Source organism: Aeribacillus sp. FSL K6-2848 (genome assembly GCF_038004325.1).
GTDB classification, from domain to species: Bacteria; Bacillota; Bacilli; order Bacillales; family Aeribacillaceae; genus Aeribacillus; species Aeribacillus composti.
In genome coordinates this window covers 268,455-291,279 of sequence record NZ_JBBOQQ010000001.1, presented here as the reverse complement: position 1 = coordinate 291,279, position 22,825 = coordinate 268,455, and the positions used below count along the sequence as shown (strand labels likewise).

Genomic DNA, 22,825 nt, shown 5'->3' with positions numbered 1-22,825 from the left:
CCGTAAATGCATCTGCAATAGTTCGGACAACATTTGCATCAAATAAGCTCAAAAAAGCAATAACGATAATTGCTATAAAAACGCATCTATAAAGATATCAGCGAGTGTACTTTAATTCGATAATATATTAGAGTAATAAATTAACATAAAATAAAAATAACACAACATAAAAATGAATGTCAATGGATATTTTTAGTTCATTAGCATACTAAAGTATTTGAGAATTATAGTTTTCTATACATATAATTGTATTGTTCAATGTTTGATTTGCTTTTTAAATCTCCACCATAAAAACAGGGCTCGAATGACTTGATCGATTACAATGGATAGCCATACTCCTGCTATTCCTAAATTTAATTGGATGCCCAATACATATACACCTACAATACGAATGACCCACATGCCGACCGCTGTACTGTACATGGGGCTTTTTGTATCTCCTGCTCCTTGCAAAGCTCCAGTCAACACCAATCCCATAGCTAATGCTGGTTGGGCAAAAGCATCAATTCTTAATGCCGTAGTAACCATCTCAATAGCCTGTTTATCTGTTGTAAACCAGGTAGCAAGCCAAGGAGAAAGAAAAAACAACAGAACACCTATAATAGACATAAATAACATGGCGATATAAGTCGTCAGCATTCCATATGTATAAGCCTCTTTTTCAAGCTTTGCCCCAATATGCTGCCCTACAAGTGTTGATGCTGCCGCAGCTAAGCCATATCCTAGCATATAGGAAAATGTTTCGATATTCCCGGCAATTGTATGAGCTGCATACGTTTCCGTTCCAATTCGAACAATTAATCCAAAGTAAAACACTTGCCCTAAACGCATAATTAAGCGTTCAATTGCTGCAGGAGCAGACAGCCTCAAAATAGACAATGTGAATTTCTTTATATCCAAAGAAGATTTCTGAAATAAAGAAAATGATATAGACGATTTTTGAATGTAATAATAAAGAGCGATGGCTCCCAGCACTCTTACAATGACTGTCGCCCAGGCTGCTCCTGCTAAGCCCAACCCGTGAAATCCCAATAAACCAAAAATGAAAAAGTAGTCCAAAACGATATGGATGATATTAATCCACCAGCTTACTTTCATCGGTGTTTTTGTATCGCCAGCAGCTCGTAAAATACTTCCAAAGATAAACATTAAAGAAATAAAAACAGACGGGACAGCTACAATCCGAAAATAAACAGAGGCGTCTACTAAAACGCTTGGTTCTGCTCCCATAATACGAAGTAAAGGTTCTGTGAAAAATAAGGTGATAAAACCAAAAAATAAACCTATAAAAAAAGAAAGAATGGTTGACTGCTTAGCAACGGCTTTTGCTTGGCCAATATTACCAGCACCGACATGACGTGCGATCAAAGAAGAAGCCCCTACTCCAACTGCCATGAAAATGGCAATATATACGGCTAGAACAGCATTTGCCACGCCTACTGCTGTGACTTCGTTTAATCCTAATTTTGATACAAAAAGTGTGTCTACAAATCCTACCACTGTCTGCAAAATATTTTCGATCATGGCAGGAACAGCTAATGCTAGGATGATCTTTATTTTTTGTTTTGTTGATCGCTCCTGACTGATACCCTCTGGAATCATCAAAAAATTTAATCCCCTTATCGAATGAAATTCTCTAATGCTTTTTTTAAATCGTTTAATACTTGTTCCTCATTTCCTTGATGAACAGCATTTACTAGACAATTCTCCATATGATCAACAAAAATTACTTTTGCTGCATTATCTAACGCTTTCCTTACAGCCGCAATTTGCAGAAGAATTTCAGGACAGTCTCTTCCTTCTATCGCCATTTCTTTAATGGAACGAACATGTCCCTCAATTCGCGCTAATCGATTAATGACCTGCTTGCGATATTTATGTTCATGATTTTGATGATGGTGGTTTTGACACATATTTCATTCCTCCTTATTATGATAATATCCCCCCAGGGGGGATATGTCACTTTAAATTTTTTTCACCTTTTCAAAATATAAATATGTTGTTCAATCATAGTTAACATAATAGTCACAAAAACCCCTTTAGGCTCCAAGGGGTTTCTTATTGATGTAAACTTCGTTGATATTTACGTGCAACCAAGCACATCTTATATCTGCATAAAAAAAGCTGGATTTTAATATAGGGCGATATTGTGAGAGCAACTTTGTAAAGTATACAAGTCCTATGATCACTCTTCACAAAACATACTAAGATTAATAAGATTAGTATGTTTTTTTTGACATAGAAAAACTCCCCTAGTGAAGGGGAGCAAATATTTTAAGACAGCCTTTACTTTTTCTTAAAAAATTATTATATCCATTCTTTTTGTTAGGATTATTGTTTTGCGCCAAATGATGACTTATTATGAGCGGGCCATGTTGCCCGTTTTTTATTTGTTGCAATGATGTAAACGGCGGCAACTGCGATCAAGACTGCAATCAAGGAACCGAGATTAAATATTCCCTTTTCGGAGTACCATGCAATCGAGTATCCAATCGAACCGGCCATTAAAGCATAATACGTAAATGGGAGCAATGTTTTTCTAATAACTGCTCCTTCTTTTCCTACCAACCCGACTACTGCCGAAGCAGCGACGACATTGTGTACACAAATCATATTCCCAGCCGCACCACCTACCGCCTGAAGGGCAACAATCCAAGTGGGATCAACACCAATTTGGGAACCTACATTATATTGAAATAAAGAAAACATCATATTACTGACCGTGTTGCTGCCAGCTATAAAAGCGCCCAGTCCACCAATAAATGTGGAGAAAAAGGGCCAATAATTGCCCGCCAGCGCTGCTACTCCGTTCGCCAATTCAATTGGCATTTGATCATAACCTGCAGCACCGCCGCCTGAATTTAAAAACACTTGAACCATTGGAACGGTAAAAATTAGCGCGGTTGAAGCTGAGATCATCGTTTTCCCTGAATGCATCCAAGCACGTTTGTATGCGCTTCCATTCATTCCGTGAATAAAAAAGGTAATCAGTGACACAACAATAAAAATTGTTCCTGGTGAATAAAGCGGTTGAAAGCTAGCCGTAATATTTGTTCCAAACATATTCCGAATCTCAATCGTCCACGCTTGCAGCCACCCGCCGATTGGAAGCGATTTCAACCTGGTCGCCACTAAAAACAGGCCAACTAAAATATACGGAGTCCAAGCGCGAATCATGCTCATCTTGCCGTTCTTGTGTGCGATATCTTTAATCTCAATTTTTCCTATCCAATCCGGATCCCATTTAGACTTTTCTTCAAAATCCCATACTTCTTCTTGAGATGGAATTAAAAAACCTTTTTTCGCAGCGGCAATAACGATTGCTAATCCGACCAAGCCGCCAACCATGGAAGGAAATTCAGGGCCAAGGACATTGGCAACGATGAGATATGGTATCGTCATTGTAAAAGCCGCAAACAAGGCAAATTTCCAAACTTTAATTCCTTCAGAAAACGACTTGTTTTTTCCAAAAAATTTGGTCATTAGGGCTACAACAAATAATGGAACAAGAGTGCCCGTTATCATATGAAGAATAGCAACTTTCGCTCCAATCAAAGTGACCAACGACAACAAGTTATCAGTAATCGTTGCATCAGCGGATAATCCTGATTGTACGCCGACAAGAATCGGTGTGCCGACAGCACCGAATGAAACGGGTGTGCTTTGTATGACCATGCCCGCCACAACGGCTGCCATCGCTGGGAATCCCAATCCTACTAATAATGGAACAGCAACTGCAGCTGGTGTACCAAAGCCTGCGGATCCTTCAATAAACGAACCAAATAACCATGCGACAATAATTACTTGAATGCGCCGGTCTGGAGAAATATCGGTGAACCCTTGCCGGATTGTTTTAATTCCCCCACTTTCTTGCAAAGTATTTAAAAGCAAAATGGCGCCAAAAATGATGTACAATAGTGTAGCAGCTACAACCAAACCATTTATGGAGGCAGCTATTACATTGGCTGCTGATACTTTCCAAACAAAGAGCGCAAGTATGACGGCCACAACATATGAAATCGGCATCGCTTTGCTAGCTGACCATCGAAACCCAACCAAGAAAATTCCGACGATTAAAATTGGAAGAAGCGATAAAAAAGCCAACAATCCAGTACTCACAAGAGATTTTCCCCTCTCTTATTCAAAATGTAATTCACCCACATGAATGGAAAATCATTGTACACTCATTATATCTTTTATTTTTTTAATTATCAATATTTTCTGAATTTTTTATCATTAACTAATTCCTTTGTTATGTAATAATCAAACCCTTGCCCTATTTGAAAAGTTGGATCGAAATCCAATTCAAATAAGGCGAAGGTATTACTCAAGCATAGTCAACAAAACCAAGCCGAGCAGAAATTTGCTTTCCTATTTCAATCATCCGCGGCTGAAGTTGTTTGAGCCTCTCATCTGTCATTCGAATGGTTGGTCCTGATACGCTCACGGCAGCAATGACCTTCCCCAAATGATCAAAAATTGGGGCGGCAATACAACGAATCCCATATTCGTTTTCTTCTAAATCTAGTGCATATCCTTGTTGTTTTACTCGAATGAGCTCTTTCAAAAATGCATCCTTATTCGTAATCGTATTTTTCGTATGCATCGGCAACCCTTTTCTGTCAAGGATGTCTAAAACGACACTTGACGGCAAATTGGCGAGAATGGCCTTCCCTACAGAGGTGCAATGCATTGGGGCACGCTTTCCGACTTTCGAATGCATGCGCAGCGTTTCATTTCCTTCCAATTTTTCAATATAAACGACTTCTCCTTGGTCATAAACAACCAGATGGATGACTTCGTTCGTCTCATTTTCTAATTTTTGCAGGAAAGGTTTTGCTTCTTTGCGAAGATCAATCGATTCTAATAGCTTCGAACTGATTTCCAAAAATTTATACCCCAGTTTATATCGTCCTGTTTCGGAATCTTGTTCAATATAGCCGTACCGGGCAAGTGTAGATAAGATTCGATACACGGAGCTTTTGTTGATATCAATCTGATTGGCAATCTCTGTGACGCCTAAACCTTCTTTTTTTAAGCTGACAAGTTGAATAATGTCCAACGCCCTGCTTACAGACTTGACCATATTGTCCCTTTCCACAGCCGTTCACCTTCTAAAATCTTGGCGGAATTTGCTAGAGTGCAAATTCCGCCATATAAATTTTCTTGATTCCCTTATATTATGACAGGAAGAACAAAAACTGCCAAGTTCTTTCTGTTCCATTATTCACTTTATCATTTGAATACTAAGATTGTTTCCTTCATAACGTGTTAACACGTTTTTTTGCAGCAACAACGGTATTTTTTAATGTGCCGATTCCTTTCATTTCACATTCAATTACATCTCCTGCTTAAACTAAATCGGCTCCAACCGGACTTCCTATTAAAAGGACATCACCGGGTTTAAGTGTCATGACAGATGATAAATAGGAAATCATTTTCCGAATGGAAATAATCATTAATTCCGTTGAACTATCTTGTTTTTTAACACCGTTCAACTTTGCTTCAACATGAATGCGAAATGTATCAAGTTCTGTTTCAATGACAGGGCCAAGGGGGGAATGTGTCAAACGATTTACCGATTGTCCAATGGCCATCTTCATGGAAAACTGCGGCGCCGTTACGTCGTTGCCCACCGTGTACCCAAATACATAATTCAATGCTTCTGATTCCGGCACCATTTTCGTTTGTTTACCGATGACAATTGCCAGCTTAGATTCAAACTTTACCCTGTCTATTCCCTCTGGAATAACAATCTGTTCTTCAGGACAAATAACGGATTTTTATGAACTTCCAGCGCCTTTTCCCGAAGGTTTTTCATACATTCAACTCCTTCATAATAAAACTTTTCATTCATAACCAAAGCCGCGCAACTAAAGATTTTGATCGGTTTTTGTGCATGGAAGATGTAGCTTTTAAATAGAAGGCACCCTTTGGTAGGATGCCTTCATGATGAGAAGTTATTGTTTTACAGCATATTTTGCTTTTGCTTCAAGACGGCGGCGATGCAAAATCGGTTCTGTGTAGCCGTTAGGTTGATCATAACCTTTAAATACGAGGTCACACGCAGCTTGAAATGCGACGGAACGGTCATAATCTTTTGACATCGGGCGGTAGCCAGGTTCATTTTCATTTTGCTTGTCGACTATTTTCGCCATCCGCTTAAGTGTTTCAAGAACTTGTTCTTTCGTAACAATGCCGTGATGCAGCCAGTTTGCGATATGCTGGCTTGAAATCCGCAACGTTGCCCGGTCTTCCATCAAAGCAATATTATTAATATCCGGAACTTTTGAACAGCCGATTCCTAACTCCACCCAACGAACAACATATCCTAAAATTCCTTGTGCATTATTATCTAACTCTTCTTGTATTTCTTCAGGGGTCCAATTCGGGTTTTCTGCAACCGGAATTTGTAAAATTTCATCACGGAGATCTTCAATCGTTTCAGCCAATTTGTTTTGGACATCTGTTACATTTACTTGGTGATAATGGAGAGCATGCAATGTAGCCGCTGTTGGTGATGGCACCCACGCAGTATTGCCGCCTGCTTTTAGATGGCCAATCTTTTGCTTGAGCATTTCCGCCATCATGTCCGGCATTGCCCACATGCCTTTTCCAATTTGCGCACGGCCTTGGAAGCCGCTTTGTAAACCGATATAGACGTTTGAGCGTTCATAGGCTTGCAGCCATTGAGATGTTTTCATATCATTTTTCCGAATCATCGGACCTGCTTCCATTGATGTATGGATTTCATCGCCAGTTCGGTCCAAAAACCCTGTGTTAATAAATACAACACGATCTTTTACTTCCCGAATACAAGCTTTCAAATTCAAAGTTGTGCGCCGTTCCTCATCCATCACACCAATTTTCAGCGTATTCCGTTTTAATCCCAGCAAATCTTCGACGCAGTTAAATAGCAGGTTGGCAAACGCCACTTCCTCAGACCCGTGCATTTTAGGTTTTACAATGTAGATCGAACCTTTCCTGGAGTTTTCAAATTTGCCATTTCCTAAAAGGGAATGTTTAGCAATCAAACTTGTTACAACCGTATCCAATATTCCTTCTGGGATCTCTTCTCCCTCTCCAATGAGCACTGCACTATTTGTCATCAAATGCCCAACGTTACGAATGAGCATAAGTGAACGACCTGGGAGAGTGAACTTTTCTCCTGTTTTGGATGTGTATGTTCTGTCAGCATTAAGCGTACGTGTAATCGTTTTATCGTTTTTTGTAAAAGTAGCTGTCAAATCTCCTTTTATGAGGCCAAGCCAATTGCGATAAACAAGCACTTTGTCTTCCGCATCCACTGCCGCCACAGAATCTTCGCAATCCATAATCGTTGTAGCAGCCGCTTCCAATAGAATATCTTTAATTCCCGCATCGTCATGTTTTCCAATTGGATGGCTTCGATCGATCTGGATTTCAATATGAAGACCGTTGTTCTTCAATAAAATGGCAGATGGTTTATCCGACTCTCCTCTGTAGCCTACGAACTTTTCTCTTTCTTTAAGAGCGGTTGTCTTGCCATTCATTAAAGTGACAAGCAAATTCCCGTCTTCAACTGCGTATTGAACAGCGTCTCGGTGGAAATGTTCTTGCAACGGCACTACTTCATCAAGGAAGTTTTTCGAAAAGGCAATGACTTTTTCCCCGCGAATCGGATTATACTCTCCTTTTCGTTCAGCCCCATCTTCTTCGCTGATGACATCCGTTCCATAAAGAGCGTCATAAAGGCTTCCCCATCGGGCATTGGCGGCGTTAAGAGCGTACCGTGCGTTATTAATCGGCACTACTAACTGCGGCCCGGCTTGTAGAGCAATTTCGTCATCGACATTTTCTGTTGTAATCTTAAAGTCTTCCACTTCTTGTTCTAAATAGCCGATTTCCTGCAAAAATGATTTATAGGCTTCAAAGTTGAATTTGTTGCGATGTTCTTTGTGCCATTCGTTGATTTTTTGCTGGATTTCATCACGACGCTTAAGCAAATTTTTATTAATAGGTGTCAGTTCATAAACAAGGTTCTCAAACTGAAGCCAGAATTCATCTTTTTCCACACCGCTTCCCGGCAATGCTTCATTGTTGATAAAATCATACAAATTTTCAGCTACTTTCAAATTGCCGACTTTTACATAGTTTGTTTTCATGGGCACAATTCCTCCTTTAAATGTTATAATTTTTGTTTGTTATTACGAAACACTGTTTCGTAATTGTTTAAAAAAGGATAACATGATGATGGAATCATTTCAATAATTTTCTTAAAATTCTTTTTTATGATGCTGTAACAGATTTCCCCTCTTTTTTCACTTCCAAACAACGTCCCGGAGTTGGGAAGAGCTTCCCGGCATTTAATAAATTTTTCGGATTAAATACTTCCCGAATATCCGTTTGCGCCGCTATTTCTTCGTCGCTAAAAATGAAGCGCATCTCTTCTCTTTTCTCGATCCCTACTCCATGTTCACCTGTAATCGATCCGCCGGCATCTGCACATGCTTGCAAACAGGCGCTGCCAGCTTTTAAAGCCTTTTCTGTTTCGCCCGGTTTTCTGGCATCAAAAAGTACAAGCGGGTGCAGATTGCCATCGCCAGCATGAAAGATATTTGCGATGCGCAGACCATACTCTCGACTGATTTCGTGAATTCTGTTTAACACTTCGGGTAATTTGCTGCGGGGAATCACACCATCCTGAACTAAATAATCAGGAGAGATCGCCCCCATTGCGCCAAATCCAGTTTTGCGGTTTGCCCACCATCTAGCTCTTTCCTCTTCACTTTGTGCCACTTTTACTTCTCGAACATGATTTCTCTTGCAAACTTCTAAAATTTGATGGATTTGCTCGTCTATACCTGCGGATATTCCATCCACTTCAATGAGCAAAAGCGCTTCAATGTCTTTTGGATGGCCGACAGGAAACGCTGCCGCTTCAACCGCTTCTATTGCTATTTGATCCATCATTTCAAGGGCTGCTGGTACAATTCCGGCAGAAATAATGTCCGATACGGCTTGACTGCCATCCGCAACGCTGTCAAAATAAGCGAGCACCGTTTGCTTTGCTTCCGGGTTTTTTAAAATACGAACCGTTATTTTCGTCACAATTCCTAAAGTTCCTTCTGATCCTGTTAAAAGTCCTAATAAATCATAGCCCGGTGCATCAGGTATTCCATCCTTGCCTATTTCAATGACTTCGCCATTTGGCAATACCACTTCAAGCCCTAAAATGTGATTTGTCGTCACACCATATTTTAGACAGTGTGCACCGCCCGCATTTTCACCGACATTTCCGCCGATGGTGCAGCAATATTGGCTTGATGGATCAGGCGCATAATAATATCCTTTGTCCGAAATGGAGTTCGTCAGTTTTAAGTTGACAAATCCAGGTTCCACTACTGCACGCCTGTTTTCAAAATCAACACTTATAAGGCGTTTCATTTTTACAAGACTAATGATTACTTCCCCATTCAACGGGATCGCCCCGCCGCTGAGACCAGTTCCAGCGCCGCGGGCGAGGAACGGCAAATCATGTTCGTGGCAATATTTCACAATTTTTGCGACTTCTTCTGTATTATTCGGGAAAACGACTGCCCTCGGCAAACGACGATGAATGGTAAAGCCATCGCAATCATAAGCTAATAAATCTTCTTTTTTATACAAGATGGAACGGTTTCCTTCAACAATGTTTGCAAGGTTTTTTATATGTTTGTCATTTGTTCTTATCCCTTTTAGAGACATTCCTCTCCCTCCTTTAGCCGATCTTCTTTTTGATACGCCCAATCCAGCAGCTGTACGGTATGAACAATTTTTTGATTTCTTCCGTTTTTTTGAACACCCATCGCCATCTGCAGCATACAGCCGGGGTTTCCCATTACAATCATTTCTGCTTCTTTAGGGACATTCTTCATTTTGCTATCAAGCACTTCTTTAGCCATCTCCGGATTTGTTATATTGTAAATGCCAGCACTGCCGCAGCATCGGTCAGCATTCGCCATTTCAACCATTTCGACCCCAGGTATATCAAGAAGAAGGCTGCGAGGTTCGTCACGAATGCCCTGCCCATGAGCTAAATGGCATGCATCATGATAGACAACACGAGCCTTGATTTCGGCGATGGGCCTTTTATAACCAGTGTCATAAAGGTATTTTGAAATGTCTTCCACCTTTTTTGAAAATGTTTCAGCTTTTTGGCGCCAAACGGGGTCTTCACGGAACAGCTCCGGATATTCTTTTAACATACATCCGCAACCGGCAGAATTTACAATTACTTTTTCAGCATGTTGGAATGCTTCAATATTTTGTTTCGCTAATTTTCTCCCCATTTCCCGGTCACCTGCATGAACATGAAGAGCCCCGCAGCAAGTTTGATTTTGCGGAATCATAACGTCATTTCCATTTCGAGTTAACACGTTAATTGTTGCTTCATTAATTTCGCTGAACATGACATCCATTACGCAGCCAGTTAAAAACGCAACCGTACTCTTCGTTTCTCCTTTTGCTTTAATGACTTTTTCATGTTTGTACTTTTTCCGCACAGGCTTTTTCACTTCCGGCATGATCGCTTCCATTTCGGCTAAGTGCTGCGGTATGATATTGATCAGCCCTGTTTTACGGACAAACGTTTGCATGCCGCTTTTTTGATACAATTTCAACACATTTCCTAACGTGTACAAGCGATTGTGGTGCGGAAACAAACTATGCAAAAACAGATGGCTGACCGCCTTTTTCCAGCCTTTTAACGGCATGGCTTGGCGAATTTGACCGCGCGCTTCTTCTATCAATCCCCCTACATCGACGTCCGCAGGACAAGCGGTAGTACAAGCGCGGCAATCAAGACAAGCAAAGACAGGATCCATAAAATGTTCGTTCACTTCAAGCTTTCCTTCTGCGACTGATTTAATCAAATGGACGCGTCCGCGGGGAGAATGCTGTTCCTGACCCGTGATCTCATAAGTGGGGCACGATTCTAAACACATACCGCAATGGACACAATCCGCCCATTTGTTTTCATCAGGCGGATCACTCCAAAGGTAATTGCTGAAGCTGTTGGTTTGACAGGCTGGTTCTTTGATAAGATCACTTTCATTTAATCCCATATTTAAATCCCTCCCACAAATCGCTTCGGATTGAGAATGTTGTTCGGATCAATCTTTGTTTTGATTCCTTTGAAAAGAAAGAAATATGGCGGATTTTCCCCCCAAACCTCTATTTTCTGGCGTAAAATAAACGGCAAATGTTTAATGACTGCATACCCATTGAGCTCTTTGACAAAATTCCTTAAATGCTGAATTGCTGAAATGACGTTTTCGCTGCCGCCTCTTAAAATGATTTGACACAATCCGTGGCCTAATCCACCGTGGGCTTCGATAAGCAAATTGTGCGTATCCTGTAATAAATGGCTTTCCCTAATAACTTTTAGGACATCTAAATTGACAACTCCGATTTTCAATACTGCTTCAGTCTCCCCTGTCTGATTAGACACCCTGCCATTCGGGCTGATTGTATAAAAAGATTGCCAAAACTTGCGCGCTTTCTCTTGAGCAAGAATGGTCATTTTCGTTTTAGGAGGCTGAATGCTTTTTAGAAAAGATTCTTGGTAATGAACCGAACTTTCATTATCTTCAAAACTAATGGCCAATGTATAAAATTTTTCACCCGTTAGCTTTTCAGCCAAAGACGGACTTATCAGTTCCAGTGAGACAGGTTCCATCTGCGAATCTAAAAACGCCGCGGCAAATGATCGCATTTCAGCAAAATCTCCTTCTGTAAATGATAAAAGAACATTGCTTTCATATTTTGGCAAAGGACGGAGTTTTAAAGTGATTTCCGTCAAAACCCCCAAAGTGCCCATGGAACCGACAAAAAGTTTGTTCATATCATATCCGGCGACATTTTTCACGACCTTTCCGCCTGTTCGGATGACCTTGCCATTTGGATAAACAACTCGAAGCCCGATGACTGCATCTCTGGCGGATCCATATGCCAAACGTTTGGGACCGCTTTCATTCGCAGCGATAATACCTCCGATGGTCGCATAATCCGGCCAAGCAGGATCTAGAGATATTTTTTGGTTATGTTCTTCTAAGTACTGTTGCAATTCTTGAAATGGTGTACCTGCTTTCACTGTTAATGTCATATCTCCCACTGTATGCTCGACGATTCCTTTTAGATTTGCTAAGGAAAGCAAAATATCAGCCGAATCAATTAGACCGCCAAACCCCCGCTTTGTTCCTCCGCCCACAATGGAAACGGTTTTCCCATTTTTGTTTGCATATTGCAAGATGTGTGAAATTTCGTTTTCAGTTTTTGGATAGACTGCGACTTTTCCGCCATTTCCAAGTGGATGACCTTCATTTTCCTTTACTTCCATTTGACTTTCGGGGAAAACATCTTTTAATTCTGTGTACAACTCTCCTTGGAGCAAATCAAGCACCTCCTATGTTTTGTAATAAGAAACACCGTTTCTATAAATTCGCAAAAGAACAAGCGTTTTAAATCATTTTCTTTCAATCGACTGCAACACTTCTCTTATTACACATATTTGATATGTTATATGTTTACAATTATTAAAACACTCTTATGAAGATTTTTCAACGAATTTTTTGAATTTACAAAAAAATAAGAAAAATGAAATTCTATTAAACTTACCGTACGTCAAGATGATCTGATGTATAGCCCCCTATCTTTTTTCTCCCTGCCAATATCCTATCAACGAAAAAAAGAGACTGAATTGAAAAAGAATTTTTTATGGTCCTTTCCAAACAGCCTCTTTTGAACAAAAATTATTTTGTATCTGGAAGAAATATGGTACAAGCGGCAGCGGAAAATCTTATTATTCAGAATAGTCCAAAATGATAGCCCTCGGAAAAGAAATCCAGTTCTTGGGTAGAATAGCGCTTAAAACAACACTTAAACACGCATGCCTGGAAGTTCAAACGTTAGCTGTTTCAAAAGTACAATATATGTCAACGAACAACAGCAGCAAATTAATTGGATATTTAACAGCTGTTTATGGTTTCCACCCGTTTATACTAATGAAGAAAGGAACTAGAATACTACACAAGAAAATCCCAATCCCTACACCACTATAAAACAAACCGTTAAATATTTGCATATTATGCTTTTTCAATACTTGAAGCACTATACTAGAAACTAAGACAAAGACTACACCGCTGCTAAGGCTTGAAAAGGTACCAAAATATATTATTTACTGACCATTCCCATGAGCAGAGTCGTAAAAATGTTCAAAGCTAAAAATATCTTTAAATCACTAGCGTTGCATTAATTTAATTCGAAAATTCCGAATTGAAAAAAGTCCATAAAAAAATCCTTTATAATGGATGGTACAGGTGGTCCCTGTCCAAATCCAATATAAAGGATGAAGCCTATGGACAAGGATACACTATTTTCTTCATTTGGTAAATGGGTCACTCCTCTCAATTCTGTTAAATTTACACAAAGAATTGAAGAGATGAAACAAGATAAATATACGAAAAAATTAACCACAAAAGCGTATTTACTTTTGTTTTTGCATGCTCAACTTCAACTGCGCGCCATCGCCGATGATGCGTTACTGGATGATTTTCAGCGAGAATTAGGATTGACATCTATTAGTGCTTCACAACTTTCTCGAAAACATCGCCAAGTAAAACCCGAATTGCTCGCAGAAATCTTTCTGGATTTAGTGAATCAAATCCGCCAGATGTCCACGAATTCCTCCAGTCAGGTGAGTGGCTTAAAAATCGTGGATTCTACGACCATTTCACTGAATCTGAAAAAATATCAATGGGCTACGTTTCGCAAAACGAAGTCGGGAATTAAGGTTCATTTACGACTGGTGTTTGTCAATGAAGATACGGTTTATCCGGAAAAAATGGTCATGACCCCAGCAGGGAACAATGATCGAACACAAATGGAACAACTGATCGACGAAACAGATGCCATGTACGTGTTTGATCGTGGTTATGTAGACTACGAAAAGTTCGATTATTACTGTGATAAAGGCCTCTTTTTCGCCTCCCGTCTGAAAAAGAATGCCTATGTTCGATTTCTTGAATCGTTCTCTGTCCCATCCAATTCCTCTATTTTATCTGATTCGATGGTGGTCATTGGGACACCACAAAAACGAACGGAAAATGTCTTTCGATTAATCGAAACATTCGATTCGGACGGGAATCGAATTCGAATCATTACGAACCGATTCGACCTAGATCCAGAAGAACTTGGTGATATCTATCGTTCTCGATGGGCCATTGAATTATTTTTTAAGTGGATTAAGCAACGTTTAACACTCAAACATCTTTATGGAACGAGTCCAGAAGCTGTAGAAAATCAGGTTTACTTAGCTCTGATTTCTTACTGTTTACTCATTCTTATTCAACTTGAAATGAAATCGAAACATTCTCTCACCCAGATTTATCGTTGGCTTCGCGTTTTTCTTTGGAAACCAAGTACCGTGTGGGTGGAACGAATTCAACGGGAATGAGTTGAAAAAAGTCGGCGAAGCGCAGTAGCCATGTAACAATAAAACAAATACATTTATTACCAAATGGATAGTGATCACCTTTAGTTGGTTACTGCCTTGTTTTTCGTTTATTATAAAATATTTTATTCAGAAAATTCCGCATAAAATGTTTTTATTTTTTATGCAACGCTACTGTCTTTAAATAAATTGATTCATATCTTCTCAAATTAAAAAAGCTAACAAATAAAGTTCCAGCCAAATTTCCAGCCATCGATTTAGTTATATTCAAGTAGGGGAAGATAGAGGTATAAGCAAATCTTCTGATCCCCATTACAATAATCAATGCAATAATACCGCCGCATAAAGTAAGCCGCGGTTTCATAGTCATCCTTTTATTAATGGGAAGTTACTTATAATTTCTTCTATTTGATTGATGATTGTTTCGATCAGTTCGGCGGCATGCAAATTTTTGCTTAGTCGAGGATTTTGCCCGCACCAAAGCGACATCCACTCTTTATTTTTCTGTTTTGCAGCTTCTGACCGGATATCTTGGGTGAGCATATTTTGAATCGGATAAGCTGGCAAAGCATCTTCATGCTCTTTCATTTTGATGATAAATTCATTTTTTAATCCCCTTGCTGGCTTGCCGCTGAATGCTGAAGTGATTACTGCCTGTTCTTCGGTACCGTTTAATATTGCTTCTTTATGGAGTTCATTTGCTCCGCTTTCTATACAGGTAAGAAAGGCTGTTCCCATTTGAACCGCTTGCGCTCCCAATACAAGAGAAGCTAAAACTCCTCTGCCATCCATGATACCGCCAGCTGCAATAATAGGAATTGAAACATGATCCGCTACTTGCGGAATAAGGGCCATTGTTCCGATCATTGAATCATCAAAGGATCCTGCAAAACTGCCCCTATGCCCCCCAGCGTCACTGCCTTGAACGACAATCATATCCATCCCAGCCTCTTCATTCAATATGGCTTCTTTTACTGTTGTGGCTGTTCCAATTGTGACAATACCATTATTCTTTAATTGATGAATAATTTCTCTCTGAGGAATGCCAAATGTGAAGCTGCAAACGGGTACTTCATATTTTAAAACGATTTGAATTTGTTCATCAAAAACAGAGGTGTTGATTTGCGGAACATCATTCTTTTTTTCGATCCCTAACATTTGGCGGATAGGTTCCAGCAGTTGATTCGCTCTTTCAATTTCTTCTTGAATGACTGCCGGATGTTCAGGAACAAACAGATTGACACCAAATGGTTTTGAAGTCAATTCCTTTATTTTTTGAATATCCGACTCCAATTTTTCCGGCGTCATATAACCCGCCCCAATCATCCCTAGACCACCTGCATTGGATACAGCAGCAACAAGCTCGGGGGTCGTGATCCCTCCCGCCATTCCCGCTTGTATAATCGGAATTTTAATTGATAGTTTGTCTGTTATTTTTGTATGATTCCACATGCCATGTTCCTCCTTGCCTTATATACGTCAAATCTATAGGTTAACAATACAATAATCATAGCTGTTGGCATTCAATTAATAATGCCATTCATACGATTTGGTCAGCAGCAGAAAAAACGATCACCCAAAACTTAGTGAAACATCAGTTGTCCGGCTCTTTTATTTCTCTTGTTCCCATCCTTCCATCCTAAAATTCACATTATTGGACTGAAATCATGTTGTTCATTCAAGCTGCTTCTACATTCATCTGAAATTGACTTGTATAAAGATGAAAATTTATTTTTTTAATATTTCGCAAATTGTCTTCTATAAATAGTTTATGACCCCATTTTGATGGTGTAAAATAGAAAAAAATGATAATTGTTGTTATGAATCAATTTGAGTGATGGGGGAGAAATAATGTTTGAGCTACAAGATTTAAGAATCATTGCAGCAATAGCAAAAAATAAGGGGATTACGAAGGCTGCAAAAGAGCTTGGATATGTACAGCCCAATGTTACGGCTAGACTAAATAAATTAGAAAGCTGTTTAGGTTTTCCATTATTTATAAGAACCAAAAAAGAGGTTATTCTCACACCGAACGGCAAAGTCTTTCTTAACTATGCTAATTTGATTTTAAATTTGTGTCGCGAAGCTGAAAAAGCAATGAATAAACTGGCAATCCCCGATGGAGAATTAAACATAGGCTCCATGGAAACAACCTCCTATGTACGTCTTCCCCACATATTAAAACAATATTCAGCTAATTATCCTAACGTAAAAATTAAATTGCAAACCGGTACCACAAAAGAATTAATAGATAAGGTCTTACATCATGATATAGAGGGTGCATTTGTTGCTGGACCTGTTAATCATCCGGATCTTATCGAAAACGTTATTTTTAAAGAAAGACTGGTACTTATCACCAATACTCCTGACAATCCTCTTAAAAACAAGGAATGCACTTTAGTTGTATTTAAAGAAGGGTGTTACTATCGAGAAGTGTTTACCAGAATCATGAACGACTATCATATAACGATTCAAAATGTAATAGAGGTAGACGCCGCACAAGCTATTTTAAATTGTGTTCGTGCAGGAGTTGGAATTTCTTTGATTCCCGAGTCTATGTCAAAATTAACAAAAAGTCTATACACATATCCCATTGATAAGGACTACGTAAACGTAGATACTGTGTTTATCACTCGTAAGTCACTTGCCAAAACATTAGCTTTTAACAAATTTGTTGAACTTTTAACTCTATAAAAATGAAGCAACAAGTTTTTTCAAGAAAATCATGAATGATTGAATTCATAAAATAGCTTTCTTTTCTTTTGATAAGTGACTCCTTTCCTCTGCGGCTTTACCCAACTATATCAAGACATACTTATCAAATTTAAGATGCGAAAGTTGAGTAAAATTCCGGCCTTATAAAAAATCCAAATTAAATATTCTGATCCAGAAAGGAAAGGTGAAACAATTTAATAAATATATAATGAAAAAAAATCTTGGAAAGACGATAGGAGGTGCAAAGAAAGGAAAACATAAGGAAGAAAACTAAATTTCATTCTTAAAGAACTACAAAGTTTAAACAAACTGGTAAATGATATAAAAACGGCAATAAGGATTAGGAGAAATAGTCGGCGCGATTCGTAACCGCAAAGAAATTCAGTGCAAGCTGGAAGCTTTTCAATAAAAGTTCATTAAAATAAACAGTGCTAATGGTTATACGAAAAAATAGATGCAATTGTTAAAAGTCAACATGAGACACTTGCACTTTGTTAAATTGAGCAAGAATCAGAACTTTGTAAGTTAAGTGAAATCAGCTTGGACATAATCACTGTCTGGCTGAATTGAATTAGAAAACTTCCTCCAATTGTACAATGGGTTGTTCAAAAACCTTTAAAGCAAGCGGGGACAGTCCCCTCTTGTAAGCAACTGCCCCTACTTCCCTTATTCAAAAAGGTCAGTTGATAAATATCTCAATCCAGTATCCGGCAGGATTGTAACAATTCTTTTCCCTTTGTTTTCTTGACGTTTAGCTAACTGCGTTGCTGCCCATATGGCTGCACCTGAGGAAGTTCCGACTAGAATACCATCGGATTTGGCCACGGCTCTTGCTGCTTCATAAGCTTGGCTTGTTTCAACTTCTATAATTTCATCAATCACATCCGTATGCACATTATCCGGAATTCTATCCTCTTCTACATCTGAAAATCTGTGTACACCTGTTATTTCGATAATATCAGGATTTTCTAGAGTTGCAATAGATGCCCATCCTGGTTCTACTCCAACCACTTTTATATTAGGATTTTTCGACTTTAAATACGCTCCCGCACCGCTAATAGTTCCGCCTGTACCTACAGTAGCTACAAAGATATCTATATTGCCATCTGTATCTTCCCAAATTTCCGGACCTGTGGTTTCTTTATGAATGTTTGGGTTTGCTTTGTTAGAAAGCTGGTCTAAAAAAACAACATTTTCTTCTTTTTCAACGACTTCCTTCCTGAAAACATTAATCGCTTTTACAAAGTCCCCATCTGTTTCTTCAATTGTTTCTGCAATTTGTGGAACATCGGAAAATGGTATGACTTCCGTTCCAAATGCCCTAATTACTTTTGTTCTTTCTTCACTCACCCCATCCTGTATATAAACTCTCAATTTGTATCCCTTTGAAGCTGCAATCGCTGCCAATCCAATTCCTGTATTCCCACTAGTCGTCTCTAAAATCGTAGCTCCTTCTTTTAGTACTCCCCGGTTTTCAGCGTCTTCAATCATTGCCTTTGCAATTCTATCTTTGACACTATTTGCCGGATTGAAGTACTCGAGTTTTGCAACAATTTCAGCCTTCAGTTGATGTTCCTTTTCATAATTCACGAGTTCCAATAGCGGCGTTCTGCCCACTAACTCAATAATTGATTTCTTAATTTTGTTTGTAGCAACCTTACTCATGCTCTTTTCCTCCCATCTTTGTTTACAAATTTATATTTATCCGATTTGAATAATGAGGTTTGAAAATAAAGTATCATGTTAAACCGTAAAATAGCAATACTTTAACTGATTCAAAAAAATATTCTATTAATAGAAAAGAATGATTAATAGGTTCTTGTTTGCAATTTTTCTAAAGTGATATGATTCAATAAATTTCTCGCACTTTCAGATAAAAAATAAGCCGCCTTTATAAGGGCTTTCTCATCGACTGTGAAGGCAGGATGATGCCAATCTTCAGTACCGCTTGTTCCAAAAAAGGCAAAAGTACCAGGAACAAGCTGCAAATAACTTGAAAAATCCTCTCCAGCCATCGATGGTTCAGGATCGATTACCTTTAACGGAAGCTGTTCAGCCGTTTGTTTTACGATCTTCGTTATCCTTTTATCATTAGCAAGGGGGGGAGGTCCTGTATACCAGGAAATAATTGATTCTTGGGAAAAGGCTGCTGCAACATGCTTTACTATAGTTTCGATCCTTTGTTTAACCTCTTCGCGGATAATTGGATCGAAAGTTCTCACTGTCCCCTCCAGTTTGACCTCTTCTGGAATCACATTCCATGTTTTACCGGCTTCTATTTTTGTCACACTTATAACGGCACTTTCCAATGGTGAAACATTCCGGCTAACTATACTCTGCAGTGCAGTGATTAGGTGTGCAGAAGCAACGACAGGATCCTTTCCTGTATGAGGAAGAGCCCCGTGGCCTCCTTTGCCACGAATGGTGACATACAGGCGATCTACAGCTGCCATTAATGGCCCTTCTTTCAATCCGACCGTTCCTACTGGAAGATCCGGCTTGTTGTGCAGTCCTATAATCGCATCAACCCCATCCAACTGACCGTCCCTAATCACCTTGACAGCTCCGCCTCCTGTTTCCTCTGCAGGCTGAAAAATCAACCTTATTGCGCCATGAAGCTCTGATTCCGATTCCTTTAACAAATAGGCTGCCCCAATCGCAGCTGCCGTGTGAAAATCATGGCCGCATGCATGCATTACTCCTTTGATTTTGGATGCATAAGGAAGCCCTGTTTGTTCTTCAATCGGCAAAGCATCAATGTCCGCCCGGATAGCTACAACCGGTCCGCTTTTCTTCCCCTTAATTTCTGCAAAAACACCTGTTGGGAGTTTGGTCTTGCGAATTTCAATGCCTTCTTCAAGAAGCCAATTTTGAATCGCTTTAGTTGTTTCGAACTCTTCTTTTGATAATTCCGGATACTGATGCAAATGGCGCCTAATCTCGATTAAGCGCGTTTCTAATTCTTTCTCATTCATGCGATCACACCCCTTATAAATCTAAGCGGAAGCACTTTACTAAATAATCTGATTTTTGGAATTCCTTCGTCTGATCACGTTTAAAACCCAGCCATTCATACAGTCTGATCGCTTTATGCATTTTATCGCTTGAATGGAGGTACAAGCTTTTTGCTCCCAGTTCTTTCGCATATGCAATACTGGCTTTTAATAACTCCTGGGCCACCCCGCGTCCTCTTGCTTTAGGATGAACACCAAGCAGCCTCACGATTGGTGCTTGAATGTCAAGTTCCGGTATACCATAAGCTTGCTCCGATGAACGAAACAGCTGCAGTGAACCAAGTACTTCCTTGCCGCTCTTTGCAACCAAAATTTTATCTACTTTAGGATTATCAACCGAAGCCTTAATTTCCTCCAAATAATCCTTCCATACTTGCGGATCCGTATATTCTGTTTCGTACTCTAAATAACTTTCTACTAAAATACGACGCACCTCTTCTTTATCTTCCTCCGCTAGTTCTGATACAACAATTTGCTCTGCAAGTTTGGGATCTGACAATGTAAACCCCCCTTTTCTAATTTTTTTACTTTCTCGCCTCCCTTTCATCGGGATTGTGATAGCAACAAAATGCTTATTTTTCACCTCCGACCAAATAAAGATTGGACTTGCTTTCCTTGCGCTTCTAAATTTTAAGTTTTCCGATGAGATTAATTAAATTATTTTCAAGTATCCTAACATTGAAAAAGCAAAAACATCAATACTTTTACTGATAGAAAAAAATATTGTTTTCATTAAGAAATTTAATCATCTAGCCAGCTGTTTTTCTCTTTGTCTTCCTTCATTAAACATTTCTACTGTTATGAGAATGTCATTCCAAATCTTAGAATAATCAAAACTATTTTCTAAATAGGCAGCAATAATCGGCTGGTTAATTTGAATAATATTAGAGATATCAATTTCAATAAGTTCTCCTCTTTCTAGTTCTTGTTTAATGCTTAAGTAGGGCAAAAAGCCGATGCCGTTTCCGCTTCTAATGATCGACTTAGCCACTGCAAGATGATCAACCAAAAATTCAATACGGGGCTCCAGCTTCGATACCTCAAATAGTTTGTAAACACGGTTCCAGTCAAAGGCACCACATTCAAAGAATACTAATGGCTCTGCGGCTAACTGCTGAACCGTTACACCATTTTGCCGCTCAAAAGGATGACCTGGAAAAACAACTAATCGAACAGAATTGTCAAGAAGCTCCTGCTTGTGAATGCCGCGATGGGGTGTATCTCTCATAAAGGCAATATCAATTTGATTTTGAAGAAGTTTTTCGAGCAAGATCTCGTTTGAAGCCGAAATAAGTTTAAAACGCAACTCCGGATTTGCTTTTTTTAACAGAGGAAGGGCAAAAGGAAGAAAATATTGTGAAGTAATGATATTGGCCCCGATCACAATTTCATTTTTTCTGTTTTCTTTTTTAAATAAATTTTTCCCTTGGCGGTATGTGCGGATGATTCGTTCTGCATAAGGGATAAATGCTTTCCCTTCTTCTGTTAAAATCATACTTCTGCCTTTTCGTAAAAACAGTTGTGTGCCAAGGTCACGTTCTAATGTTTTAATCCTTGCTGTAATAGTCGGCTGGGATAGGTACAATGCGTCGGCCGCCTTATGGATGCTCTCCAAATGAACGACATACATAAATGCTTCAAGATATTCAATATTCATATCTTTCATCCCCACTTTATAAATTATGAATTAACTATAAAGACTAAAAAACGATATCTTTTCAGACCATCTTAATCCCTGTTTTCCCCCGCCTGGATCAGTTACAGATTTAACCTTTTTTCATAACTAAAAAGGAGGAACCCAGTCCAAGAATCATCTTGAATTGAGAGCCTCCAGTTTTCCGGTTGGCCATATGGATTTTAAAATCAACAACCTTTCAGCATGTACTCTCGTTTAATACTAAGAAAGATTAATTGATCACAACATGCTGAAAAATAAATCGCTATGAAATCTCTGTGAATTCTTCTTTCATCTGACATTTCCATTCCTCCCGATTTTTCGACAAAACCTATAAAATCAATGGGAATAATTTTGTTTATCTACTAATATAAACCTTATTTACTTTTATTGTCAACAAAAAATTAAGACTTTTCGTAAAAATTAGATTTTTTATAGTCCTCTAAAACACAATTTTTACAGCCTTTTTCCATTTTTCAGATATGCTATTTAAAGCTATAAAATTCTTGTTATTGTCCTCGAGATTGAGAAAAAACGAATGATTGTACTTTGGAGGTTCTGAATTTTTATGCATCATCGTAAAGACGGCATCGTTTAATGCTTCCTCCGTTGTATTCGATATATGCAACACTCTTGCCACCGGTCCAATCAGGCTTTTTAGGTTCATTGCCGTAATAACCAAGCCTCTCGCGGTATGTTCAATCAACTTATCCATAGGATGAAAGTATTTGATGAAAAAATCGGGTCTCTATTTTTCGGTTAGGTTCACTAGAAAGCTTACTTGAAGCACTGCTTAGCCAAATTCGCATCTGTTTTGAAACGATTGCGGCAGAATCGTCACTTTTTCAATGGAGGTCTGTATTTATCGGACCTCGTAACATGTTCTCTTCATTTCATAACTTTTTAAGAAGGTAATATCGCTCCGCAATGGATGATTTCCAACGCTCATCC

The 22,825-nt window shown here is 39.0% G+C and carries 17 protein-coding genes; 2 read left to right on the top strand and 15 right to left on the bottom strand.

Going from position 1 to position 22,825, the window contains the following annotated elements; genetic code table 11:
- Positions 1–255: 255 nt before the first annotated feature.
- The 10 genes from NSS70_RS01505 to NSS70_RS20720 all read right to left on the bottom strand — a co-directional run bounded on the left by NSS70_RS01505 (position 256) and on the right by NSS70_RS20720 (position 13,192).
- Entirely contained in the window at positions 256–1,602 is a 1,347-nt protein-coding gene (locus NSS70_RS01505; RefSeq protein WP_340882452.1) for an MATE family efflux transporter, read from the bottom strand.
- Between the two features lie 17 nt (positions 1,603–1,619).
- On the bottom strand, positions 1,620–1,913 hold the full coding sequence (locus tag NSS70_RS01500) for a metal-sensing transcriptional repressor (RefSeq protein ID WP_063386497.1): 294 nt from the start codon (positions 1,911–1,913) through the stop codon (positions 1,620–1,622).
- A gap of 418 nt (positions 1,914–2,331) precedes the next feature.
- Entirely contained in the window at positions 2,332–4,119 is a 1,788-nt protein-coding gene (locus NSS70_RS01495) for an L-lactate permease (protein ID WP_340880820.1), read from the bottom strand.
- A gap of 208 nt (positions 4,120–4,327) precedes the next feature.
- Positions 4,328–5,101, bottom strand: coding sequence for an IclR family transcriptional regulator (locus NSS70_RS01490; RefSeq protein ID WP_066250400.1), 774 nt, complete (start codon positions 5,099–5,101; stop codon positions 4,328–4,330).
- Positions 5,102–5,351: 250 nt separating this feature from the next.
- A complete protein-coding gene (locus NSS70_RS01485) occupies positions 5,352–5,774 on the bottom strand; it encodes a fumarylacetoacetate hydrolase family protein (RefSeq protein ID WP_340882450.1) in 423 nt (140 codons plus the stop codon).
- A 186-nt stretch (positions 5,775–5,960) separates the two neighbouring features.
- Positions 5,961–8,144 carry a malate synthase G gene (locus tag NSS70_RS01480; protein WP_340880818.1) on the bottom strand — a complete coding sequence of 728 codons (2,184 nt, stop codon included), beginning with the start codon at positions 8,142–8,144 and terminating at the stop codon, positions 5,961–5,963.
- A gap of 124 nt (positions 8,145–8,268) precedes the next feature.
- On the bottom strand, positions 8,269–9,726 hold the full coding sequence (locus NSS70_RS01475; protein ID WP_094244931.1) for an FAD-binding oxidoreductase: 1,458 nt from the start codon (positions 9,724–9,726) through the stop codon (positions 8,269–8,271).
- The gene (locus tag NSS70_RS01470) at positions 9,717–11,084 is read right to left on the bottom strand and encodes a (Fe-S)-binding protein (RefSeq protein WP_063386492.1); all 1,368 of its coding nucleotides are present in this window, start codon (positions 11,082–11,084) and stop codon (positions 9,717–9,719) included. The genes NSS70_RS01475 and NSS70_RS01470 overlap by 10 nt, the downstream gene beginning before the upstream one ends.
- 2 nt (positions 11,085–11,086) lie before the next feature.
- Positions 11,087–12,358, bottom strand: a complete 1,272-nt coding sequence (locus NSS70_RS01465) for an FAD-binding oxidoreductase (RefSeq protein WP_130157041.1) — start codon at positions 12,356–12,358, stop codon at positions 11,087–11,089.
- A gap of 639 nt (positions 12,359–12,997) precedes the next feature.
- A complete protein-coding gene (locus NSS70_RS20720; RefSeq protein WP_445290594.1) occupies positions 12,998–13,192 on the bottom strand; it encodes a YbfB/YjiJ family MFS transporter in 195 nt (64 codons plus the stop codon).
- Positions 13,193–13,375: 183 nt separating this feature from the next.
- On the opposite strand from NSS70_RS20720, the gene NSS70_RS01460 reads away from it, so the two are divergent.
- Positions 13,376–14,473, top strand: coding sequence for an IS4 family transposase (locus tag NSS70_RS01460; protein ID WP_340880816.1), 1,098 nt, complete (start codon positions 13,376–13,378; stop codon positions 14,471–14,473).
- 363 nt (positions 14,474–14,836) lie between these two features.
- On the opposite strand, the gene NSS70_RS01455 is transcribed toward NSS70_RS01460, so the two are convergent.
- Positions 14,837–15,922, bottom strand: a complete 1,086-nt coding sequence (locus NSS70_RS01455) for an NAD(P)H-dependent flavin oxidoreductase (protein ID WP_063386490.1) — start codon at positions 15,920–15,922, stop codon at positions 14,837–14,839.
- A gap of 399 nt (positions 15,923–16,321) precedes the next feature.
- Here NSS70_RS01455 and NSS70_RS01450 point away from each other — a divergent pair, with 399 nt between their 5' ends.
- The gene (locus NSS70_RS01450) at positions 16,322–17,164 is read left to right on the top strand and encodes a LysR family transcriptional regulator (protein ID WP_063386489.1); all 843 of its coding nucleotides are present in this window, start codon (positions 16,322–16,324) and stop codon (positions 17,162–17,164) included.
- 687 nt (positions 17,165–17,851) lie between these two features.
- On the opposite strand, the gene NSS70_RS01445 is transcribed toward NSS70_RS01450, so the two are convergent.
- The 4 genes from NSS70_RS01445 to NSS70_RS01430 form a co-directional block, all read right to left on the bottom strand.
- Entirely contained in the window at positions 17,852–18,850 is a 999-nt protein-coding gene (locus tag NSS70_RS01445; RefSeq protein ID WP_339193927.1) for a PLP-dependent cysteine synthase family protein, read from the bottom strand.
- Between the two features lie 143 nt (positions 18,851–18,993).
- Positions 18,994–20,160 carry an amidohydrolase gene (locus tag NSS70_RS01440; RefSeq protein WP_339193925.1) on the bottom strand — a complete coding sequence of 389 codons (1,167 nt, stop codon included), beginning with the start codon at positions 20,158–20,160 and terminating at the stop codon, positions 18,994–18,996.
- A gap of 13 nt (positions 20,161–20,173) precedes the next feature.
- On the bottom strand, positions 20,174–20,698 hold the full coding sequence (locus NSS70_RS01435) for a GNAT family N-acetyltransferase (protein ID WP_327856034.1): 525 nt from the start codon (positions 20,696–20,698) through the stop codon (positions 20,174–20,176).
- A 246-nt stretch (positions 20,699–20,944) separates the two neighbouring features.
- Positions 20,945–21,856, bottom strand: coding sequence for a LysR family transcriptional regulator (locus tag NSS70_RS01430; RefSeq protein ID WP_340880815.1), 912 nt, complete (start codon positions 21,854–21,856; stop codon positions 20,945–20,947).
- Between the last annotated feature and the right edge of the window lie 969 nt (positions 21,857–22,825).

Excerpts from the sequence above, each read along its gene's own strand:
- NSS70_RS01505 (WP_340882452.1), bottom strand. The coding sequence starts at position 1,602 with ATGATTCCAGAGGGTATCAGTCAGGAGCGATCAACAAAACAAAAAATA.
- NSS70_RS01500 (WP_063386497.1), bottom strand. The coding sequence starts at position 1,913 with ATGTGTCAAAACCACCATCATCAAAATCATGAACATAAATATCGCAAG.
- NSS70_RS01480 (WP_340880818.1), bottom strand. The coding sequence starts at position 8,144 with ATGAAAACAAACTATGTAAAAGTCGGCAATTTGAAAGTAGCTGAAAAT.
- NSS70_RS01475 (WP_094244931.1), bottom strand. The coding sequence starts at position 9,726 with ATGTCTCTAAAAGGGATAAGAACAAATGACAAACATATAAAAAACCTT.
- NSS70_RS01470 (WP_063386492.1), bottom strand. The coding sequence starts at position 11,084 with ATGGGATTAAATGAAAGTGATCTTATCAAAGAACCAGCCTGTCAAACC.
- NSS70_RS01465 (WP_130157041.1), bottom strand. The coding sequence starts at position 12,358 with ATGGAAGTAAAGGAAAATGAAGGTCATCCACTTGGAAATGGCGGAAAA.
- NSS70_RS01460 (WP_340880816.1), top strand. The coding sequence starts at position 13,376 with ATGGACAAGGATACACTATTTTCTTCATTTGGTAAATGGGTCACTCCT.
- NSS70_RS01455 (WP_063386490.1), bottom strand. The coding sequence starts at position 15,922 with ATGTGGAATCATACAAAAATAACAGACAAACTATCAATTAAAATTCCG.
- NSS70_RS01450 (WP_063386489.1), top strand. The coding sequence starts at position 16,322 with ATGTTTGAGCTACAAGATTTAAGAATCATTGCAGCAATAGCAAAAAAT.
- NSS70_RS01445 (WP_339193927.1), bottom strand. The coding sequence starts at position 18,850 with ATGAGTAAGGTTGCTACAAACAAAATTAAGAAATCAATTATTGAGTTA.
- NSS70_RS01440 (WP_339193925.1), bottom strand. The coding sequence starts at position 20,160 with ATGAATGAGAAAGAATTAGAAACGCGCTTAATCGAGATTAGGCGCCAT.
- NSS70_RS01430 (WP_340880815.1), bottom strand. The coding sequence starts at position 21,856 with ATGAATATTGAATATCTTGAAGCATTTATGTATGTCGTTCATTTGGAG.